We start from the raw sequence: 19,075 nt of genomic DNA on the forward strand, positions 1-19,075 counted from the left end.
TATGCGTTCGACATTATTTTCGACTATTATGAATTAAGTTTTCAACTTTTGTTTGCATGAATCGTTTTGCTGAGTAACATCCGCAACGATTTCCGGGCAAGGGCGGGCCTTTGCGGCGGCATTTTCTCATTCTCGAAGAACAGCTTTGATGCAGAAAACAGAGACGGCCGCCGTTCAGTCGATTGGTGTTGATTGCGTTCGCGAGATCGCCGATCTCAACACGCAGTTCGATATATTCCGGTTTCTGAAACGGCTGACGGAGGCCTGGGAATTCAAGGCTTTCATGGTGCTCGACCTGTCTTCGGAAGTGGCGAGCGAACTGTCGCAATATACGATCATCACCAGCTGGCCGGCCGAGCTTCTGCAGCGTTACGATGAAGAGGGCATGCTCCAGACCAGCCGGGTGATGGCGCAGTTGAAAAAATCGACCGTGCCCTTTTCCGTCTCCATGGATTTTCTGGTCAGGGGCGACGGAGAAATCGCCAGGAAAACCGTAATCAACCTTTTCGAACGGTTCGAGATGATCAATTCGGTCTGGTTCCCCGTTCACGACATCACCATGCGGCGCGGCGCGGTATCCTTTTCCGGCAACAAGACGGCTGTGCCCGCCAGCCGGCTTGCGGAGCTTTTTTACATTTCCAGCCATGTCTTTGCCCGGCTGTCTGAAATCCGCCGCCTCGATCTCAGGGTTCCCGAAACCTTGAGCGAGCGGGAGATCGACTGCCTGAACTGGACCGCCGCCGGCAAGACCAGCGCCGAAATCGCTGAAATCATGATGCTGTCGGAACATACCATCAATCATTACCTGAACCGTGCGACGAAAAAACTCGACACGGTCAACCGCACCCAGGCCGTTGCAAAAGCGCTGCGGGTCGGCCTGATAAAATAGCGAAATCTTAATTTTATCATTGTGATAAACCGCTTCCTGGGCGATCCTCTTTTCGAATCACCGGAAAGGAGAAATCGTTTGCCGGAACGGCATAAGGTAAAAGCAGGATTTTCTCCGACTATCGATTGCGCCGTGCTGATAGCCGCTGCCGAAAAAGGCTTTGCTGCCGATGAAGGCATAGAACTCGAACTTTTCCGAAAACAGTCCGCCCGCGCCGTGCTTGCGTCGCTTGGCGATGGTGGCGTTCACGTCGCGCATCTGCCCGCTCCGGTTCCCGTCGGCTCCGCTGTCGGCCTCGATGACCTGCCGGCCGATATTGTCGGCGTTTTCACGCTTTCGCTCGGTGGATCCGCGACGACCGTTTCCCACGGATTTTATGAAGAGCTCTACCGCGAAGGGCTGAAGCTGCCGGACCCGGCGACTTTTGGACGCGCCATGGCCCGTGTCTGCGCCGCGCGCCGGGCGGCGGGGAAAAATCCGCCGGTCTTTGCGGTCGAGGATATCGTCTCCACGCCGTTTTATGCGCTGCGTTACCTGCTCGGAAGCTGCGGCGTGCTGCTCGGCCGGGATATGGAAATCGTCGAGGCCCTGCCGAAGGCGATGCCGGCGCTCCTGGAAAGCGGCAAGGTCGATGCGCTCTGTACCGCCGAACCCGCGGGCAGCGCCGTGGTGCTCGGCGGCGCGGGCCGGATCGTCACCACCGGGGCGTTGATCTGGCATAATGCGCCGGAAAAGATACTGGCCGCGAAGAAGCGCTGGGTGGAGGACAATCCCGCCCTTCTGGAGGGGCTGCTGCGTGCCCTTTACCGTGCCGGCGAATGGTGCGCCAATGCCGCCAATATCGAGGAACTGGCCGGCATCCTCGCCGCCCCCCAATATATGGATGAGAACGGCGAATTCCTGCTGCCGGCGCTGACGGGCTATATTTCAACCTCGCAGCGGGACATGCAGCGTTTTCAGGAGTTTTTCGTGACGAGCGCCAAGGCCGCCAATTTTCCATGGCAGAGCCAGGCCCTGTGGTTCTTCAGCCAGATGTTGCGCTGGGGCGAGGTTTCCGCCGATTACCGGTTCGATCCCGCCGTGGTGGAGGCGGCCCGCAACGCCTACCGGCCGGATATTTTCCGCAAGGCAATGAAGCCGCTTTTCGTGCCGGTGCCGGGTGCCAATCTGAAGCTCGAGGGCACGCTGCGCGAGCCTGTTCACGTCGGCGCATCGCGAACGGGTCTGGTGCTAGGCCCCGACTGTTTTTTCGACGGCCATGTTTTCGATCCGGAAACGCTGGCGATGGACGACGAAATCTGAAACCGCAGCGTTAAATCGTCGCGAATGCCCGACTGTCGCGCTTTGGCATTGGCGAAGTGCTCCGGCTTGTCTATGGATGGCACGCAATACGGGTCGGATGATGAAGCGGAGCAGGAATATGGCAGAGGTCAGCAAGAGCCAGGTGGAAAAGGCGCTGGAAGCGGTAATTTATCCCGGCAGCGGCAAGAGCATCGTCGCACTCGGCATGGTCTCGGAAATCTTCATCGCCGATGCGAAGGCCTATTTCTCGATCACTGTCCCGGCTGACAAGGCTGCGGAGATGGAGCCGCTGCGGCTTGCCGCCGAACAGGCGGCCAAAAGCGTGGAAGGTATCGTCGGCGCGGTCGTGGCGCTGACGGCCGACCGCAAGCCCGGCCAGCAGCAACCCGCACCCACCGCGCGCCCCGCCGCCGCAGCCGGCCGGCCGGCCCAACAGCCCGGCTCCTCGAAGGTGGGTGTTCCGGGTGTGCGGGCCATCATCGCCGTCGCCTCGGGCAAGGGCGGGGTGGGCAAGTCGACCACCGCGGTCAATCTGGCGCTCGGTCTTCAGGCCCTCGGCCTCAAGGTCGGTATGCTCGATGCCGATATTTACGGCCCTTCGCTGCCGCGACTGCTGAAAATTTCCGGCCGCCCGCAGCAGCAGGAAGACCGCATCATTCTTCCCATGGAAAATTACGGGCTGAAGGTCATGTCCATGGGCTTTCTGGTGGATGAGGAAGCCGCGATGATCTGGCGCGGGCCGATGGTGCAGTCAGCCCTGATGCAGATGCTGCGCGAAGTGGCCTGGGGCGAACTGGATGTGCTGGTGCTGGACATGCCGCCCGGCACTGGCGACGCGCAGTTGACCATCGCCCAGCAGGTGCCGCTCGCCGGCGCCGTCATCGTTTCCACGCCGCAGGATCTGGCGCTGATCGACGCACGCAAGGGCATCACCATGTTCCGCAAGGTGGAGGTTCCGCTCCTGGGCGTCATCGAGAACATGAGCTATTTCATCGCGCCCGATACCGGCGCGCGCTACGATATTTTCGGCCATGGCGGCGCGAAGGCGGAGGCTGAAAGGATCGGCGTGCCCTTCCTCGGCGAAGTTCCGCTCACCATCTCCATCCGCGAAATGTCGGACGCCGGAACGCCGGTCGTCGCCGCCGAGCCCAATGGCCCGCAGGCCGCGATCTATCGCGATATTGCCGAAAAAGTCTGGGCGCGCATCGGTGCGGGCGAGAGAAAAGCGGCGCCGAAGATCGTTTTCGAATAGCGCGGCAATCATGGACACAAAATCGGGCAGGTGTCTGCCCGCTTTGAATAATCCTTTGAAAACAGAAGACTAATCGCCAGTATCGGGCAGGCTTTCCGGATTTGAGCTGCAGAAATGCTTCGCCTGCAATGCTGTCGAGAAAAAATATTGCTTGATTGCATCTCGCTTTGGGCGCATACGCCTGCGCCGTTTGGCTCTTGGTCCATCGGGCTGGCGAGATTGTGAAAATCCCGCTCGTTCCGGCGTTCCCTGAAGTGTCGTCCAAGGGTTTGCCGAGCGCAAACAGGATATGTTAAGCAGCATTGCGGCTGAAGCCTGCAATGTGGAGCGGAGAAACGGATTGATAAAAGCCTATCGCGCCAATTGCGAGGCGATCAGCCTGTCGTCAGACGACGGCTCCGGACAGATTCCCGACGACATCGTCTGGATCGATCTCGTCAATCCGGACAGGGCGGAAGAGCAGCATGTGGAAAAGCTGCTGGGCGTGGAACTGCCGACGCGCGAAGACCTGAAGGATATCGAGCCTTCCAGTCGTCTCTATATGGAAGACGCCAATGTCTTCATGACCGCGTCTCTGGTATGGAAGGCGGATTCGGATGATCCCCGTCTCACCGACGTCGCCTTTGTTCTGGTTGGCAAGCGTCTGGTGACAATCCGTTATGCCGAGCCGAAATCGTTCCACCTTTTCATTGCCGCCATTACCCGCGCGCCGCACGAGATGCGCAGCGGCACGGCGCTGCTTTTGAAGCTGCTCGAAACCATCGTCGACCGCACGGCGGAAATTCTCGAAAACTCTGTCGCCGGCATCGACAATCTCGCTGCCGACATTCTCGGCAGCCAGGCTCGTTCCAAACGCAAGGCGCCGCGCTATCTCGAAGACCGCCTCGGCAACATCGCCGCCTATCACCGGCTGATATCGAAGGTCCGCGTGAGCCTCGCATCTCTGGCGCGCCTGCAGACCTTTCTGTCCACCAGCGATCAGGTGCGCGAAGACAAGGGCGCGCGGGAGCAGGGCAAGTCGATCGGCCGCGATATTCAGTCGCTGAACGAACATGCCTCCTTCGTTTCCGGCAATCTGACCTTCCTGCTGGATGCCTCGCTTGGTATCATCAACATCGAGCAGAACAGCATCATCAAGATTTTCTCCATCGCTTCGGTGGTGTTCCTGCCGCCGACGCTGGTGGCCTCTGTTTATGGAATGAACTTTCAGCTCATGCCGGAGTTGAACTGGACATTCGGTTACCCACTCGCGCTCATCGTCATGCTGATGTCCGCCATCATCCCGTTTCTCTTTTTTCGTTGGAAGGGCTGGCTCTGAGGAGCCAGGATCATCATGTCCCAGATCGCTGACAAGGATGTTGCCGAGAAACCGGATGCGGATGACGAGCACAAGAACAAGGGGCTTTATGCCGCGATCCTTGGTTCCATCGGCGTCGTCTATGGCGATATCGGCACCAGCCCGCTCTACGCCTTCCGCGAGGCGCTGCGGCCCATCGCCTATGACGGCGTGACGCAGGAAGAAGTCATCGGCCTCACATCGCTGATGATCTGGTCTTTGACCATCATCGTCACCTTCAAGTACATTACCCTGCTGCTGCGCGCCGACAATGACGGCGAGGGTGGCACGCTGTCGCTGCTGGCGCTGCTGATGAAAACGGCGGGCACCCATCGCGGCGTTCTCATCGTGCTCGGCCTCATCGGCGCGGCGCTGTTTCTGGGCGACGCCATGATTACGCCGGCACTATCGGTGCTTTCGGCGGTGGAGGGCCTGAAGCTCGTCACGCCGGAAATGGACGCCTTCATCATCCCGATCTCAGTCGGCATTCTCATCGGCCTTTTTGCCATCCAGTCCCACGGCACGGGCACGGTGGCGAAATTCTTCGGACCGATCACTGCCGTCTGGTTCATCGTCATGGGTCTGGCCGGTCTCCTTCATATCGCCGATGATTTCAGCATCCTCTTCGCCTTCAACCCGTGGCATGCGGTGGAGTTTCTGGCCAGTGAAGGCTTCTACGGCATCGTTGTGCTTGGCGCGGTTTTCCTGACGATTACCGGGGCGGAAGCGCTTTACGCCGATCTCGGCCATTTCGGCCGCCGTCCCATCCAGTGGGCGTGGTTCTGTCTGGTTTTCCCGGCATTGACGCTGAATTATCTCGGGCAGGGCGCGCTGGTGCTGAAAGACCCGGCGGCAATGTCCAATCCCTTCTACCTGATGTTCCCGCAATGGGCGATCCTGCCGGCCGTCATTCTGGCGACTGCCGCCACCATCATCGCCAGCCAGGCGGTCATAACAGGTGCGTTTTCGCTCGTGCGTCAGGCGATCCATCTCGGCTACCTGCCGCGCATGGAAATCCTCTTCACCTCGGAAACCAATACCGGGCAGATTTACCTGCCGGCCGTCAACACCATCCTGCTGTTCGGCGTTGTGGCGCTGGTGCTCACCTTCAAGAGTTCGGATGCGCTGGCCACCGCTTATGGTATTTCCGTCACCGGCGCGATGGTCGTCACCAGCCTGATGTTCTTCGAATTCGTGCGCAAGCGCTGGCAATGGTCGGTCTGGCTGGCCATTGCCGTGCTGGCTCCGCTTCTGGCGCTGGAGCTGATCTTCCTCGGCGCGAACCTCTTGAAGATTCACGACGGCGGTTATGTGCCGGTGCTGCTGGCAATCGCCTTCACCGTCATCATGACCACCTGGCAGCGCGGTTCAAGAATCCTCTTCGCCAAGACCCGCCGCACCGATGTGCCGCTGAAGGCCTTCGTCGCCTCTGTGGAAAAGGAAAGCCCGCATGCGCCGGTGCGCGTGCCCGGCACCGCCATCTTCCTCACCGGCGATCCCGAGACAGCGCCGGCCGCACTGTTGCACAATCTCAAGCATAACCACGTGCTGCACGACAAGAACGTCATCCTGACGATCCGCACTGAAGACCAGCCCCGCGTTCATCCTGCCGAACGATATACGCTGACGAAACTGAGCGACCGTTTCGCCGTGGTCGAACTGCATTTCGGCTTCATGGAAACCCAGAACGTCACCCAGGCGCTGGGCTATCTCCGGCGCACCGGCTACAAGTTCGACATCATGTCGACCTCGTTTTATCTCGGCCGCCGCAAGCTGGTGCCGGACCCGAAATCGGGGATGCCGGGCTGGCAGAACCGCCTGTTCATCGCGCTCGCCGAAACCGCCGCCGATCCGTCCGATTATTTCCGTCTGCCAGCCAACCGCGTGGTGGAACTGGGCTCGCACGTCGTCGTCTGATGAAGTGGGCATGCCCTCAATGTAGCTGGGCGGTCTCCTTCTTTCCGCCATACCGGCCTTGAGCCGGTATCCAGCCAGCGCAAGTCCTTGGGCTGAAAGGAGTCTTTACGCCGCGCGGACGCGCGTCGGCTGGATTCCGGCTCGAGGCCGGAATGACGGATGTGGAGATGCCCTGCGGGACAGTTATGATCGGCACAAGCGAACTCGACGCCACGCCACGCGCATTAGAAGATGGTTACACATTAACGTGAAGCCGCGTCCACGCGCGGCGTTAACCAAGCATCAAGGTTAATAAGAGATTCTCGAACACCTGTAGCAAATATGGTTGTCGGTGTTCGGAGTGCTGGTTTTGCGTTCGAAAAGAGTAATGCGTCGTCGGTCCCCCGTGTCCCTTCAGGGGTGGGCGTCAAAATGGACCTCGCCCGTCGTCTTCGGCCTTGCCGCCTGGCTGGTTTTTCCCTCCCTCGCTGCGCGCGCGGATCTGGCCTCGCTTCTGGCTGGTCTGGACAAGGGCGGCGAGCAATGGCGCATGGTGCTGACGGCCTCTCCGGCGGGCTCGGTGCACAATGCCTCGCTCACCTTCAACGATGCGGCAGGGGAGGCGGCGCTGCACGGCGGCGGCATGACCCTGCCCAATGGCAGCAAGGTCGCCTTCGTCACCAACAAGAAGGGCGAGGCAACGACGCCCGACAGCGAGCGCGTCAACCGCGCCGCGAAGAAGGGTCGCATCGTCGCCACCGAAATCATGCAGCCGCCCAAGGCCTTCACCGCCGGTTCCGTCCTGCAGCGCACCAGCATGCTGGATATCGAGCCGCTGAAGCGCAAGGACCGCACCGCTTTCGTCAAGCCGAAGCGCGGCAAGGACGTGGAACTCGCCTCCTTCTATTTCCGCCGCGAGGAAAAGAAGGCGGACAGAAGCGTCTCGCCGATGCTGGCCGAGCTCATCACCAATCGCACGCCGGATATTCTCGCCACGGCCTATGCGCCGGCCGAACCGGATTTTGCCCGCGAGTCGCCCTTCGACGCCATTCTCAAAAAGCCCGAGGCTGGCCGTTTCGTGCCGCAGATCGCTGAGGACGACCACGCCTGGGCAGCCACCCCGCTGCCCGCCACGGTGTTTTCCGCAGCCGAACAGCAATGCCTTGCCTCCGGCATCTATTTCGAGGCGCGGGGAGAATCGGTGAAGGGACAGGCGGCGGTGGCGCAGGTCATTCTTAACCGCGTGCGCAATCCCGCCTATCCGAAAACCATCTGCGGCGTCGTCTATCAGAACAAGGACTGGCGTAACCGCTGCCAGTTTTCCTTCGCCTGCGACAATATCAAGGACCGCGTGAATTCCGAACGCCACTGGAAAATGGCGCGCGAAGTGGCCATGGCCACCACCGCCGGCAAAATCTGGATGAAGGAAGTGGGTTCGGCGACCCATTATCACGCCGTTTATGTGCGTCCCGCCTGGGGCCGCACGATGAAGAAGGTTGGCAGAATCGGATTGCACGTCTTTTACCGTACCTATGGTGGCGGCTGGAGCTGATACCACCGCCGATTTGTCGCATTTTGCGTGTCAAAAATGCCGATTCCTTTGCGAAACATCGCGGTCAAACGGCGATTTGAGGTCAAGCTGTTGTTTTTGCATGATTAATTTGTGCTGCAACATCCGTCGCCAGTGCCTTGACTAGAGAAGCCCCTAAAACTATGTTGCGCGCGACTTCAGAGCGGGCTGGAACAGGCTTAATCCGTCACCGTTTACAACTCCAAAGGGTTCTGGCATGGCTGGAACGGAGAAAATGGGTGGGATTTTAAGATGACTGGCAACCGTGACGATAGTCTGGACGAGCGCCGCAAGCGCCTTGCTGACGAGTTGGCCAAGGTGAAGGCGGAGGATGAGGCGGAAGTGAGGGCGGAGACCAACGCTGCGGAAAGCCGAAAGGGCTTTGCGATGGCGGTTAAGCTCTCATCGGAGTTCATTTCGGCCATCGTGGTCGGCGCTATGCTGGGTTATCTTCTGGACTATTTTGCCGGCACGACGCCGTGGGGGATGATCGTTCTTCTTCTTCTCGGTTTCTGCGCAGGCGTATTGAATGTGTTGCGCTCGACGGGCGCGGTGGCCAAGCCGCCGCTGCTGGAGAAGGCGGACAGGCGAGACGAGGGTGGAAAAGGCGGCGTTTAAGCTGTTTTTTCTTGCAGTTGAGATGCCGCGACAGGCGGCGACAGGTAAAGAGGGCAGCCGGTGGCAAACGATCCGACCCATCAGTTCTTGGTGCAGCCGATCATTCCGATCGAAATTGGCGGCGTCGATTTTTCCTTCACCAATGCGTCGCTCTTCATGGTCGCGACCGTGGCTGCGGCTTCCGGTTTCCTTTATTTCGCAACGTCGAACCGCGGTCTTATCCCGACCCGCATGCAGTCCGTTGCTGAAATGTCCTATGAATTCATCGCCTCCATGCTGCGCGAAGGCGCCGGCAAGAAGGGCATGGTGTTCTTCCCCTTCGTATTCTCGCTGTTCATGTTCGTGCTGACGGCCAACCTTCTCGGCATGTTCCCGTATTTCTTCACGGTCACCAGCCAGATTATCGTCACCTTCGCGCTCGCCTGCCTCGTCATCGGTACGGTCGTGGTTTACGGTTTCTGGAAGCATGGCCTGCATTTCTTCGGCATCTTCGCCCCCTCGGGCGTGCCCAAGGCGCTTTTGCCGCTTGTGGCGTCGATTGAAATGATCTCGTTCCTGTCGCGCCCGATCAGCCTTTCGGTTCGTCTTTTTGCGAACATGCTGGCCGGCCACATCACGCTCAAGGTTTTCGCAGGCTTCGTCGCCTCCATGAGCGCGCTCGGCGCGCTCGGCGTCGGCGGTGCAGTCCTGCCTCTCATCATGACGGTCGCCATGACCGCTCTCGAATTTCTCGTTGCCTTCCTGCAGGCTTATGTCTTCGCGGTACTGACTTGCATGTACCTGAACGACGCCGTGCATGGTGGTCACTGAGAAGTAAAGTCGCTGGCCCCGGCAACGGGCGTCAAAAACAGCCGCAACAACCAATATCTCAAGGAGTCTCACATGGAAGCGGAAGCAGCAAAGTACATCGGCGCAGGTCTCGCATGCCTCGGCATGGCTGGTACGTCCCTCGCACTCGGCCGTATCTTCGGTGATTACCTGTCCGGCGCACTGCGCAACCCCTCTGCTGCCGACAGCCAGTTCGGCCGTCTGGTATTCGGCTTCGCCGTTACGGAAGCTCTGGGCATCTTCTCGCTGCTCGTTGCTCTCCTTCTCCTGTTCGCTGTCTAATATCGGCATCAGGTCTGGATCACGGCCCGCAAATGGCGTGCCGTGATCCTTCGCATTTGCAGTACCCCTGGAGGTGAGCATGTTCGTGACCGAGGCTTATGCCCAGTCAGCACCGACCGTAGGTGAAACGCATACGGAAACTCCGGCTGTCGGCCAGCCGCAACCGGAAGCCACGCACACGGAAACCGGTGTGGCGCACGGCGCCGAACACGGCGCTTCCGGCGTATTCCCGCCGTTCGATCAGTCTACTTATGCATCGCAGGTTCTCTGGCTGGCGATCACGTTCGGCCTTTTCTACCTGCTCATGCAGAAGGTCATCGTTCCGCGCGTCGGCGGCATTCTCGAAAACCGTCACGGACGCATCGCACAGGATCTCGATGAAGCGGCACGGCTGAAAAGCGAAGCCGACGCTGCCGTCGAAACCTATGAAAAAGAACTCGCGGCAGCCCGCGCCAAGGCAGGCTCCATCGGCGCTGCGGCCCGTGACGCCGCAAAGGCGAAGGCCGATGCCGACCGCGCCGCTATCGAAGCCGGTCTTGCCGAAAAGCTTGCCGCCGCCGAAAAGCGCATTGCCGGCATCAAGGAACAGGCATTCGCCGATGTCGGCGCAATCGCCGAAGAAACCGCGACCGCCATCGTCGACCAGCTGGTCGGCGCCAAGGTCAAGGACACGGACGTGAAGGCAGCGATTGCCGCCGCTTCGAACGTGAAGGGAGCCTGATATGGCATTTGATGCATCATTTTTCGCTCTCGTCGGTCTCGTCCTCTTCTTCGTTCTGGTCGCCTATCTCAAGGTTCCCGGCATGCTCGCCAAGTCTCTGGACGAGCGCGCCCAGAACATTCAGGACGAGTTGGCCGAAGCCAAGCGCCTGCGCGAAGAGGCCCAGCACCTGCTGGCCGAATATCAGCGCAAGCGTAAGGAAGCAGAAGCCGAAGCCGCAGGTATCGTTGCCGCCGCCGAGCGTGAGGCCGCAGCCCTGACGGAAGAAGCCAAGCAGAAGACGGAAGAATTCGTCGCCCGCCGCACGGCCCTTTCGGAACAGAAGATCAAGCAGGCCGAAGACGACGCCATCGGCGCCGTCCGCGCCGCCGCCGTGGATATCGCCATTGCCGCTTCCGAGAAGCTCATTGCCGAAAAGACCACCGCCGCCGCAAAGGCCAAGCTTTTCACCGCCACAATCGGCGAAGTGAAGTCGAAGCTGAATTGAGATTTATCTCGGTATTGTTCAAAACCCCTCCGGCGCAAGCCGCGAGGGGTTTTTTGTTTGAGGTGGAAAAGCTGGTTCGGGATATGGTGCCGCCTGTACTATGGAAATCCGGCATGCGCTCCAGCGGGCCTCCCTCGGAGGTGGCGGTGATCGGCTTTATTGTTTTGATACTGAATGCCGGATTGCGCTTCCGCTTTGCGCCAGAAGCGGACAGATGAAGTGTGCGTCGCCTGATTGTCGCGGCGCCGAAAGCGAAGGCGGCCGTTCCATACCTGGCGCAGTATTTTCCGAGGGTTGACCGTCAACAGCGTCGGCGGAGCGCCGTTCGCCTAATCGTTCAGGCTCTTTAGAACTTGTTGATAGAACGCGCCTTCTGCATTCTCAGCAGTGGACCTTACGACCCATTCCCAATCCAAATTCAGTTTTCCTGCCGGGACCAGTTGCTGCGCGATTTCAGCCGGTGTGGTTTCGTCGCTGGTTCCGTTCTCCCAGTCGTGAAAGGCTGATGAGTATCGAACGACCGCTCCGCTGATCGGCAAATCGAGCAACCCTCCCTCGGCAAAAAAATTCAACCCGTCGCCCATTTCTTCCCCGATGAGTTTGAGCCTATGTCCCAAACGATGTTTGAGGATGGCTACAAACACTATCGCTGCGGAAAACGTGAATTTGTCGACAAGCACAGCAACCTGCCTGCTAGCGTTTTCAGAGATGGCGTCGATCAATGGCATCGTTTGAAGGAAGTCGCCACCGGTGTTGCCGCGAACGTCAATCAAGAGTTTTTGGTTTGAGCAGGTGCTTACATGCTCCGCTGCATCAGAGATGGCTTTCGGCAACGCAGTTTCGCTTGGATCGAAGAAACTTGGCAATGATATTGAAAGCCCAAGCCCCTGCCAGTCCTTGATCTCCAAAAAACTCTCGGGCTTCCATGCCGGATCAGCCTTGCCATGCTCGTTTCTCGGGTAGAGCATCGATGCAGGAACCGTACGCCCGTTCTCCACTTTCAAATCGGTTATCTGCCCATTCTCGTCTTTCAAGCGATATTCGGTCGTATTTTCTTTTGAAGAAAAACCGAGGTGGGCCAATGCATACGGCCACGCGAGAAGAAGCGGTCCAATGACCCGCTTCCTCTGGCGCGTTCCCGCCAGAAATTTCTCTGCGGCGGCATCAATTTGGCCCAAAGGTGTGCCGTTGACTGCTATCAGCTCTCCTCTTGTCGCAGTTGTTTCCAGTGCCGTGTCAGTTAACTGTACCACCGTCCCGACGCTCACAAACCTCAGCGGGAGCACCGAGATGGAATCGTTCGGGATCAGCCGTGTGTGTCCGTTGTCGGGAAGTGCGAGCAGGCGCATCGCGGAGAACAGAAAGGCCTCTTTGGAGCCCTCCAAAGCGTATCGTCGAGTGTCACAAATGCAGCTGTCTATCGTCGCCTGTTCGATCCGCCGAAAACTGGGATCGGTTGGCAGGACAGTTTCCAGAATTTTCTCGAGGTCTTGCGTCAGGGACATGATTTACGGTGCACATAGTTGCTCGTTGATGTCCAGATCGGGTCGATAGCGGAGGTTCTGGCTGGAACTCCATTATTTGTCATCAATCCCGCTTCAGCGGCCTGAAGCTCATCCGGTGCAGCGGGCAAGGCCCGTGGCTTTCGATGGCGCGCAGGTGGGCTGGAGTGCCGTAGCCGGCATGGCCTTCAAAGCCGTAGGATGTGTGCACCACACCCGCGCGTTCCATCATCCGGTCGCGGGTCACTTTGGCGATGATCGAGGCGGCGGCGATGGAGAGGGAGCGGGAATCGCCCTTGATGACGGCTTTGGCCTCGCAGGCGATGCCGGGCGGGCGGTCGCGGCCGTCGGCCAAAACGAGGGCAGGGGAGAGTTCGAGACCGAGCACGGCGCGGCGCATGGCGTCGAGGCTGGCGCGCAGGATATTCATATTGTCGATCAGGCCGGGGCCGGAAGAGGCGACGGATACGATCGAGGTTTCCATGATCTGTACGAACAGGCTTTCCCGCTTCTGCTTCGTCAGCTTCTTGGAATCGTCCATCCCCTTGGGAATATTGTCCGGATCGAGAATGACGGCGGCCGCAACCACCGGTCCGGCCAGAGGTCCCCGTCCTGCCTCATCCGTGCCGGCCACGGGCCAGAGGCCCTTCTTTTTCGCTTCCAGTTCGAAGGAAAAATCCGGACCGGTATCGGCAATATCAAAAAGAGCAGGAGAATCGGGTGTGGCCGTGCGTTTCATGCGGCGAAACTGGCACACACACCCGATCTCCTGCAAGCCCCCGGAAGCGGGCGATGACAGGCGCGGTGAGCCGGGGTCAAGGGGCGTGGCTCGCCGTGCCCCGAAGGTCATCATGACCTTTGATCCTCCAACGGGGCGGCGGAGGAAAAACGATCGCACGCGAGGCGGCGGTTCCGGGAGCGATGTCCGGCGGGCCAGGGAAAACCTGCCGGGCATGTCGTGGGAGCGTGGCCAGTCTAAAAAAGAGGCCGCCGCTTCCTGTCATGTTCTGCCTGATATCGCCGCACGTTCCGTATGGTGCTTCGATCAGGCGGAGTTGTTTTCAGCCTCGGTCTTTCAAAGCAGCGACAATTGCACGCCTGCACCGCCCGGCGGCACGAAGAGATCGTCGCGCAGATGGATGCCGCGGCGGATGAGGCCGAGCCTTTTTGTCGCCATCTCGAAACGCCTGCCGATCTGCCAGGCATAGGGGCCGGCACCCTTCATGCGTTTTCCGAATTCCGCGTCGTAATCCTTGCCGTCGCGCATGGAGCGCACCAGCGACATGACATGACGGTAGCGGTCCGGATAGTTGCGCAGCAGCCAGTCGCGGAACAGCGGGCTCACCTCCAGCGGCAGGCGCAAAAGCACATAAGACGCTTCGGTGGCGCCGGCGGCCTTCCCGGCCTCCAGAATACGCTCGATCTCATGATCGTTGAGCGCCGGGATGACAGGCGCCATCATCACGGCCACGGGAATGCCGGCATCGGTCAGCGCCTTGACGGCTTCCAGCCGCTTCTCGGGCGTGGCGGCGCGCGGTTCCATGTTGCGCGCGAGCTTCCGGTCCAGCGTGGTGACGGAAATACCGACCTTGGCTAGTCCCTTTTTCGCCATGGGCGCCAGAATATCGATATCCCGCTTGATCAACGCCGATTTGGTGACGATGGCGACGGGATGATCGGCCTTGGCCAGCACTTCCAGTATCTGCCGCATGATGCGCCATTCGCGCTCGATCGGCTGATAGGGATCGGTATTGGTGCCGATGGCGATCACCCGCGGCTTGTAGCCCGGTTTTGCCAGTTCCCGTTCCAGCAGCTTCGCCGCATCCGGCTTGGCGAAAAGCTTGGCCTCGAAATCCAGCCCGGCGGAAAGCCCCATATAGCTGTGCGTAGGGCGCGCAAAACAATAGATGCAGCCATGTTCGCAGCCGCGATAGGGATTGATGGAGCGGTCGAAGGGGATGTCGGGCGATTCATTGCGGGTGATGATGCTGCGCGGCTTTTCCACCTGCACCTCGGTGCGGAATTCCGGCATGTCCTCGAGAGTCTGCCAGCCATCGTCGAAAACCTCGTGCTGCAGGGTCTCGAAGCGTCCATCCGGGTTCAGCCCGGCGCCACGGCCGCGACGACGGTCTATCTCGATGCGCAGGCCGGATGCATCGGCCAGCGCATTGGCAATATCCGGCATATGGCTCGGCTGGAAGGCAGCCTGCCCCGAAAGCGTATGGTTTCTCATCTGGATGCTCCCAGGACGCCGCACGCCTCTTGAGGCACGCTCAACGCCCTAAACCGTTTCCATCCGGACAGGCTTTCAACCGCCTTCCGAATGATTAAATTCCTACATCAGGAATGAGAACAATACAAGAACAAAATTGCAAATTCGGCCGTTCTTCAGAGATGGATGGGTGACCGCGACGGGCAGGGCCACGTCGGAGACCGTGCGGTCGGTGGGCATGGGAAGCCGCGTATTTTTACCGCGATGAGCATAGTGGCAATTTATTGTGCGATGCGTTAGAGCTATGCAGATGTTGACAGTCATAATGGAATGCCGGGATCACGAGCCGGAACTGGCGCACACATTGTCTGCGCTTGTAACCGGGGCCGTGGAAGGGCTTGTAAGCGATGTTGTGATTCTCGATCACGGTTCGCGCGATGGATCGTCGCGTGTCGCGGATGCCGCCGGCTGCCGTTTTTATGGGCAGTGGGATATCGAAGACGTGGTGAAGTCCGCACGCGGCGGCTGGCTGCTTTTGATCGAGCCGGGCGCGCGCCCGCAGGCGGGCTGGATCGACGAGATTCTCGAATATGTGGCGATCTGCGCGCAGCCGGCCCGTTTCTCGCCCTCGCGCTATCACCGGCGCAATGTCTTCAGCCGTATGCTGCGGCGTATTCCGCCATTGGAACACGGATATCTTCTGCCAAAGAAACATGCCGTGTCGATTGCGAAATCGGGCATGAGCCTGACGCAATTTGTCGGCGCGCAGAAACCGCGCCGGCTGAATGCGGAAATGGTGCCCGCCTGGGCGCTGCGGGCCTCGGCCTAACCTCGGCGGCCGCTTTACCCGGCCAGAACCTTGCCGGGGTTCATGATGCCGGCGGGGTCGAAAGCGTGCTTGATGCGCCGCATCAGTTCCATTTCGATGCCGGGGCGGATGGCGGCCAGTTCGTCGCGCTTCAACTGCCCGATGCCGTGTTCGGCCGAAATGGAACCGCCGAGCGACAGCACGATGCCATGCACGATCTCGTTCATGTCCCGCCAGCGGCCAATGAATTCGGCCTTGTCGGCACCCACCGGCTGGGAAATATTGTAGTGAATATTACCGTCGCCCAGATGTCCGAAGGCGCAGACGCGGGCGCCGGGTATGGCGGCAAGAACCGCCTTTTCCGCCGTCGCCATGAATTCCGGTATTTTCGACACCGGAACGGAAACATCGTGCTTGATCGAGCCGCCTTCGGGTTTCTGCGCCTCCGACATGCTTTCGCGCATGTGCCAGAGCGCCTGCCGCTGCGCTTCGGACGCGGCGATCACCGCATCCTGAACCAGCCCGGCCTCAAAACCGCGCTCCAGCAGCGATTGCATCATGCTATCTGCCGTTTCGGCCGAGTCGGAGGTGGAAATATCGATGAGCGCGTACCACTCATGCGGCTGTTCCAGGGGATCGCGCACGCCGGGAATATGCTGCGCGGTGAATTCGACGCCGATTCGCGGCATGAGTTCGAAACCGGTCAGCGCCGTGCCGCAGAGGTTAGAGGCCATCTCGAACAGCTTCAGCGCATCTTCGGTGGAGCTGAGACCGGCAAAGGCTACCTGATGGCCGAGCGGTTTCGGGAAGAGTTTCAGCACCGCGCCGGTGATGATGCCAAGCGTGCCTTCGGAACCGATGAAGAGATCGCGCAGATCGTAACCCGTATTGTCCTTTTTCAGCCGGCGCAGCCCGTTCCAGATTTCGCCGGTCGGCAGCACCACTTCCAGCCCAAGGCAAAGCTGGCGCATATTGCCATAGGCGAGCACCGCCGTGCCGCCGGCATTGGTGGCGAGATTGCCGCCGATGCGGCAGGACCCTTGAGAGCCGAGCGACAGCGGGAACATGCGCTCCACGGAATCAGCAGCCTTGTGGATGTAATCGAGAATGCAGCCGGCATCGGCGACGATGATGTTGGCAACGGGATCGATATCGCGAACGCGGTTCATGCGCTCCAGCGACAGGATTATGTCCGTTCCTTCGGCGCGTGGCGTCTGGCCGCCCACTAGGCCGGTATTGCCGGTCTGCGGCACGATGGCGGTGCCGGTCTCGCTGGCGAGCTTCAGGATGGCGGCAACCTCTTCAACCGAACCGGGCTTGATGAGCAGCGGCGAGGCGCCGCGATAAAGCCCGCGATTTTCCACCAGACGCGGCGCCATTTCCGCCGGGTCGCGGACCGCGTTCTTTTCGCCGACAATGGCGGCAAAGCGGTCGAGGATGTCGGAGGAGGGGATGGCGGTGGTCGTCATGGGCGGCGTCTCGCTGTCTCTTGAAACATGGGCGAAATGGGTGAGTGCCGTCAGCCTCGCGGCGCGGCGGCGCGGGAAAGGCGGTCGTTGATCGCCTCTCCGAGACCATGGGTGGGAATGGCGGTGATGGCGATCATGTCTGCGCCGCTTGCATCGGCGGCTTTCAGATAATCGAACAGATTGGCGGCGGCCTCGGAAAGATCGCCGGAAGGGCTGAGATCGAGCACGGTGCGCGCCGTCTCTTCGCCGGCAACGGTGATGCCGCCGAAGCGGATCAGCGCTTCGCCCGGCAGAACCGATGTGGCGTGAAGGCGCACGGCCGCACCCGGCGCGTAATGCGAGGCCAGCATTCCCGGCGCTTCAATGGCGGCGGCGGCTTTTTTCGGCCGTTCGAGCCGTTTGCCGACAATGCGCTCTATGTCCGCGGTGACGATGCCGCCGGGACGAAGCAGCCGCACCCGGCCATCCTCTTCCACCTTGACGATGGTGGATTCGACGCCGACAGCGGCGGCCCCGCCATCGAGAATGAGATTGATCTTCTGGCCGAGATCCGCCTCCACATGGGAGGCACTTGTCGGGCTGATCTTGCCGGAACTATTGGCGCTGGGGGCGGCGAGCGGCCTGCCGAAGCGGCGGATAAGATCACCGGCAAAACCCTGCGGCACACGAATGCCGACCGTGTCGAGACCGGCTGTCGCCAGCGAATGAATGTCGCTTGCCGGTTTCAGCGGCAGCACCAGCGTCAGCGGGCCGGGCCAGAAGGCCTCGGCGAGCTTCAGCGATATGGGGTCGAAGACGGCGTAACGTTCGGCCATGGCGATATCGGCCATGTGGCAGATCAGGGGGTTGAACTGCGGCCGGCCTTTTGTCTCGTAAATGCGGGTAATCGCCGCCGGATTGGTGGCGTCGGCGGCAAGGCCGTAGACGGTTTCCGTCGGCAGGGCGATGGGCTGGCCGGCGGCAAGCTCCGCCACGGATGCCTGCAGGGCCGTTTCCCGCTCGTTGTCTATATCGATATGACGCGCCATGATACTGCCTTTCAGGGCGGTCAATAGCGTATTTCAGAGGCTTATGGAAAGTTTTATATCGCCTTGATGATCCTGCGCATCTCCTCGGACCGCGCGCCGAGCATGAGCACGTTTTTCAGCGCCACCCGCGGATCGTGGGTCTGGAACAGCAGGCCGCCGCGATGTACGGAGGTATCGACGGCGAGTTCCTGATCGGGAAGCGCGTTGATAGCGACGGCGAAATACATCCGCGAATAGCGCGCATCGATATTTTCGAAGAAGTTTTCGGCCCCGCTCAGCTCGGCGAAGAAATTCGCGAAATAGAAGGACCAGAGCACATGGCGCTCGGCATCGAAGCTGGTTTTCGCCGCCGTGACGTGACAATAGCCGAGATGCGGCCGGTCATTGAGCAGATGGTGAAAAACCATCTTCGGGAAACGGATGGACTGGTGAAAGCCGTTCAGACGGCTGTGGGTGGCATCGGCGGCAGCTTCCAGCTTTCGCCCGGTCAGCGCAGCCACTTCGTCATGGCTGTAATAGACGCGTTCTTTCGGCAGCCATCGCTCTTCATAACGGCTGATACGCCCTGTGCGCAGAAAATCGGAATGCGCGGTCTTCGAGCGTATCGGTGTGACCGAATGCCTGCTCGCATCGAAATAGCGTATGCGTGTCGCCTTCTCCACCGGGAACACCCTCGTTGCTGTCGATCCGGCAAGATAATTTAGGGCGCGTTAATACTCCGTTGCGCCGCATCCCCCGTTTTCTAACGGGTGGGGAGCAGGACGCGCGCCATCATGCGTCATATTGCGACGTCATTTCCGTCATTGAATAGCTGTTGGATTTCCCAGCGGAATGGGCTGAGAGGGCGAATTGAGCATGTCGCAATTTGTCGCCAA

19 protein-coding genes are annotated in these 19,075 nt (G+C 60.0%); 13 read left to right on the forward strand and 6 right to left on the reverse strand.

Annotation, left to right across the window (positions count from 1 at the left end; translation table 11 throughout):
- Positions 1-148: 148 nt before the first annotated feature.
- The 12 genes from ACQZ40_RS08355 to ACQZ40_RS08410 all read left to right on the forward strand — a co-directional run bounded on the left by ACQZ40_RS08355 (position 149) and on the right by ACQZ40_RS08410 (position 11,399).
- Entirely contained in the window at positions 149-889 is a 741-nt protein-coding gene (locus ACQZ40_RS08355) for a helix-turn-helix transcriptional regulator (protein WP_078051191.1), read from the forward strand.
- 78 nt (positions 890-967) lie between these two features.
- Positions 968-2,191, forward strand: a complete 1,224-nt coding sequence (locus tag ACQZ40_RS08360; RefSeq protein ID WP_174043995.1) for a CmpA/NrtA family ABC transporter substrate-binding protein — start codon at positions 968-970, stop codon at positions 2,189-2,191.
- Positions 2,192-2,309: 118 nt separating this feature from the next.
- Positions 2,310-3,443 carry an Mrp/NBP35 family ATP-binding protein gene (locus ACQZ40_RS08365; RefSeq protein ID WP_174043997.1) on the forward strand — a complete coding sequence of 378 codons (1,134 nt, stop codon included), beginning with the start codon at positions 2,310-2,312 and terminating at the stop codon, positions 3,441-3,443.
- A gap of 340 nt (positions 3,444-3,783) precedes the next feature.
- Complete coding sequence (locus tag ACQZ40_RS08370) at positions 3,784-4,761, forward strand: magnesium transporter CorA family protein (RefSeq protein WP_065654349.1); 978 nt, start codon at positions 3,784-3,786, stop codon at positions 4,759-4,761.
- Positions 4,762-4,776: 15 nt separating this feature from the next.
- Positions 4,777-6,696: a potassium transporter Kup gene (locus tag ACQZ40_RS08375; RefSeq protein WP_065654348.1), complete on the forward strand. Its 1,920-nt coding sequence runs from the start codon at positions 4,777-4,779 to the stop codon at positions 6,694-6,696.
- Positions 6,697-7,063: 367 nt separating this feature from the next.
- On the forward strand, positions 7,064-8,227 hold the full coding sequence (locus tag ACQZ40_RS08380) for a cell wall hydrolase (RefSeq protein ID WP_065654347.1): 1,164 nt from the start codon (positions 7,064-7,066) through the stop codon (positions 8,225-8,227).
- Between the two features lie 270 nt (positions 8,228-8,497).
- Complete coding sequence (locus ACQZ40_RS08385) at positions 8,498-8,863, forward strand: AtpZ/AtpI family protein (protein WP_035261818.1); 366 nt, start codon at positions 8,498-8,500, stop codon at positions 8,861-8,863.
- A gap of 60 nt (positions 8,864-8,923) precedes the next feature.
- Positions 8,924-9,673, forward strand: a complete 750-nt coding sequence (locus ACQZ40_RS08390) for a F0F1 ATP synthase subunit A (protein ID WP_080856012.1) — start codon at positions 8,924-8,926, stop codon at positions 9,671-9,673.
- Positions 9,674-9,745: 72 nt separating this feature from the next.
- Positions 9,746-9,973 (forward strand): F0F1 ATP synthase subunit C, encoded by a 228-nt coding sequence (locus ACQZ40_RS08395; protein ID WP_003494147.1) that lies wholly within the window; start codon positions 9,746-9,748, stop codon positions 9,971-9,973.
- Between the two features lie 79 nt (positions 9,974-10,052).
- Complete coding sequence (locus ACQZ40_RS08400) at positions 10,053-10,694, forward strand: F0F1 ATP synthase subunit B (RefSeq protein ID WP_059760786.1); 642 nt, start codon at positions 10,053-10,055, stop codon at positions 10,692-10,694.
- Position 10,695: 1 nt separating this feature from the next.
- On the forward strand, positions 10,696-11,181 hold the full coding sequence (locus ACQZ40_RS08405) for a F0F1 ATP synthase subunit B (protein WP_020810758.1): 486 nt from the start codon (positions 10,696-10,698) through the stop codon (positions 11,179-11,181).
- Between the two features lie 53 nt (positions 11,182-11,234).
- Positions 11,235-11,399 carry a hypothetical protein gene (locus ACQZ40_RS08410; RefSeq protein ID WP_433821944.1) on the forward strand — a complete coding sequence of 55 codons (165 nt, stop codon included), beginning with the start codon at positions 11,235-11,237 and terminating at the stop codon, positions 11,397-11,399.
- 111 nt (positions 11,400-11,510) lie between these two features.
- On the opposite strand, the gene ACQZ40_RS08415 is transcribed toward ACQZ40_RS08410, so the two are convergent.
- From ACQZ40_RS08415 to ACQZ40_RS08425, 3 genes are all read right to left on the reverse strand, one after another.
- Positions 11,511-12,686 carry a peptidase S41 gene (locus tag ACQZ40_RS08415; RefSeq protein WP_448747756.1) on the reverse strand — a complete coding sequence of 392 codons (1,176 nt, stop codon included), beginning with the start codon at positions 12,684-12,686 and terminating at the stop codon, positions 11,511-11,513.
- Positions 12,687-12,768: 82 nt separating this feature from the next.
- Positions 12,769-13,422 carry a ribonuclease HII gene (locus ACQZ40_RS08420; protein ID WP_448747813.1) on the reverse strand — a complete coding sequence of 218 codons (654 nt, stop codon included), beginning with the start codon at positions 13,420-13,422 and terminating at the stop codon, positions 12,769-12,771.
- A gap of 336 nt (positions 13,423-13,758) precedes the next feature.
- Positions 13,759-14,916 carry a PA0069 family radical SAM protein gene (locus ACQZ40_RS08425; protein WP_161987664.1) on the reverse strand — a complete coding sequence of 386 codons (1,158 nt, stop codon included), beginning with the start codon at positions 14,914-14,916 and terminating at the stop codon, positions 13,759-13,761.
- Between the two features lie 289 nt (positions 14,917-15,205).
- Between ACQZ40_RS08425 and ACQZ40_RS08430 the strand changes: the two genes are divergently transcribed.
- A complete protein-coding gene (locus ACQZ40_RS08430; RefSeq protein ID WP_003521054.1) occupies positions 15,206-15,724 on the forward strand; it encodes a glycosyltransferase family protein in 519 nt (172 codons plus the stop codon).
- Positions 15,725-15,738: 14 nt separating this feature from the next.
- Here ACQZ40_RS08430 and ACQZ40_RS08435 read toward each other — a convergent pair whose 3' ends face one another.
- The 3 genes from ACQZ40_RS08435 to ACQZ40_RS08445 are packed head-to-tail and all read right to left on the reverse strand — an operon-like array spanning position 15,739 to position 18,862.
- The gene (locus ACQZ40_RS08435) at positions 15,739-17,172 is read right to left on the reverse strand and encodes an FAD-binding oxidoreductase (RefSeq protein ID WP_448747757.1); all 1,434 of its coding nucleotides are present in this window, start codon (positions 17,170-17,172) and stop codon (positions 15,739-15,741) included.
- 50 nt (positions 17,173-17,222) lie between these two features.
- Positions 17,223-18,200, reverse strand: coding sequence for an L-threonylcarbamoyladenylate synthase (locus ACQZ40_RS08440; protein ID WP_448747758.1), 978 nt, complete (start codon positions 18,198-18,200; stop codon positions 17,223-17,225).
- Between the two features lie 53 nt (positions 18,201-18,253).
- Positions 18,254-18,862 (reverse strand): DUF6656 family protein, encoded by a 609-nt coding sequence (locus ACQZ40_RS08445; protein WP_065654341.1) that lies wholly within the window; start codon positions 18,860-18,862, stop codon positions 18,254-18,256.
- Positions 18,863-19,075: the final 213 nt, after the last annotated feature.

The organism is Agrobacterium sp. 16-172Ci (genome assembly GCF_053522725.1).

What these genes read in the sequence shown, in the direction of transcription:
- ACQZ40_RS08365 (WP_174043997.1), top strand. Translation starts at nt 2,310, where the DNA reads ATGGCAGAGGTCAGCAAGAGCCAGGTGGAAAAGGCGCTGGAAGCGGTA.
- ACQZ40_RS08355 (WP_078051191.1), top strand. Translation starts at nt 149, where the DNA reads ATGCAGAAAACAGAGACGGCCGCCGTTCAGTCGATTGGTGTTGATTGC.
- ACQZ40_RS08385 (WP_035261818.1), top strand. Translation starts at nt 8,498, where the DNA reads ATGACTGGCAACCGTGACGATAGTCTGGACGAGCGCCGCAAGCGCCTT.
- ACQZ40_RS08415 (WP_448747756.1), bottom strand. Translation starts at nt 12,686, where the DNA reads ATGTCCCTGACGCAAGACCTCGAGAAAATTCTGGAAACTGTCCTGCCA.
- ACQZ40_RS08405 (WP_020810758.1), top strand. Translation starts at nt 10,696, where the DNA reads ATGGCATTTGATGCATCATTTTTCGCTCTCGTCGGTCTCGTCCTCTTC.
- ACQZ40_RS08420 (WP_448747813.1), bottom strand. Translation starts at nt 13,422, where the DNA reads ATGAAACGCACGGCCACACCCGATTCTCCTGCTCTTTTTGATATTGCC.
- ACQZ40_RS08435 (WP_448747757.1), bottom strand. Translation starts at nt 17,172, where the DNA reads ATGACGACCACCGCCATCCCCTCCTCCGACATCCTCGACCGCTTTGCC.
- ACQZ40_RS08440 (WP_448747758.1), bottom strand. Translation starts at nt 18,200, where the DNA reads ATGGCGCGTCATATCGATATAGACAACGAGCGGGAAACGGCCCTGCAG.
- ACQZ40_RS08430 (WP_003521054.1), top strand. Translation starts at nt 15,206, where the DNA reads ATGTTGACAGTCATAATGGAATGCCGGGATCACGAGCCGGAACTGGCG.
- ACQZ40_RS08375 (WP_065654348.1), top strand. Translation starts at nt 4,777, where the DNA reads ATGTCCCAGATCGCTGACAAGGATGTTGCCGAGAAACCGGATGCGGAT.
- ACQZ40_RS08395 (WP_003494147.1), top strand. Translation starts at nt 9,746, where the DNA reads ATGGAAGCGGAAGCAGCAAAGTACATCGGCGCAGGTCTCGCATGCCTC.
- ACQZ40_RS08400 (WP_059760786.1), top strand. Translation starts at nt 10,053, where the DNA reads ATGTTCGTGACCGAGGCTTATGCCCAGTCAGCACCGACCGTAGGTGAA.
- ACQZ40_RS08425 (WP_161987664.1), bottom strand. Translation starts at nt 14,916, where the DNA reads ATGAGAAACCATACGCTTTCGGGGCAGGCTGCCTTCCAGCCGAGCCAT.
- ACQZ40_RS08380 (WP_065654347.1), top strand. Translation starts at nt 7,064, where the DNA reads ATGCGTCGTCGGTCCCCCGTGTCCCTTCAGGGGTGGGCGTCAAAATGG.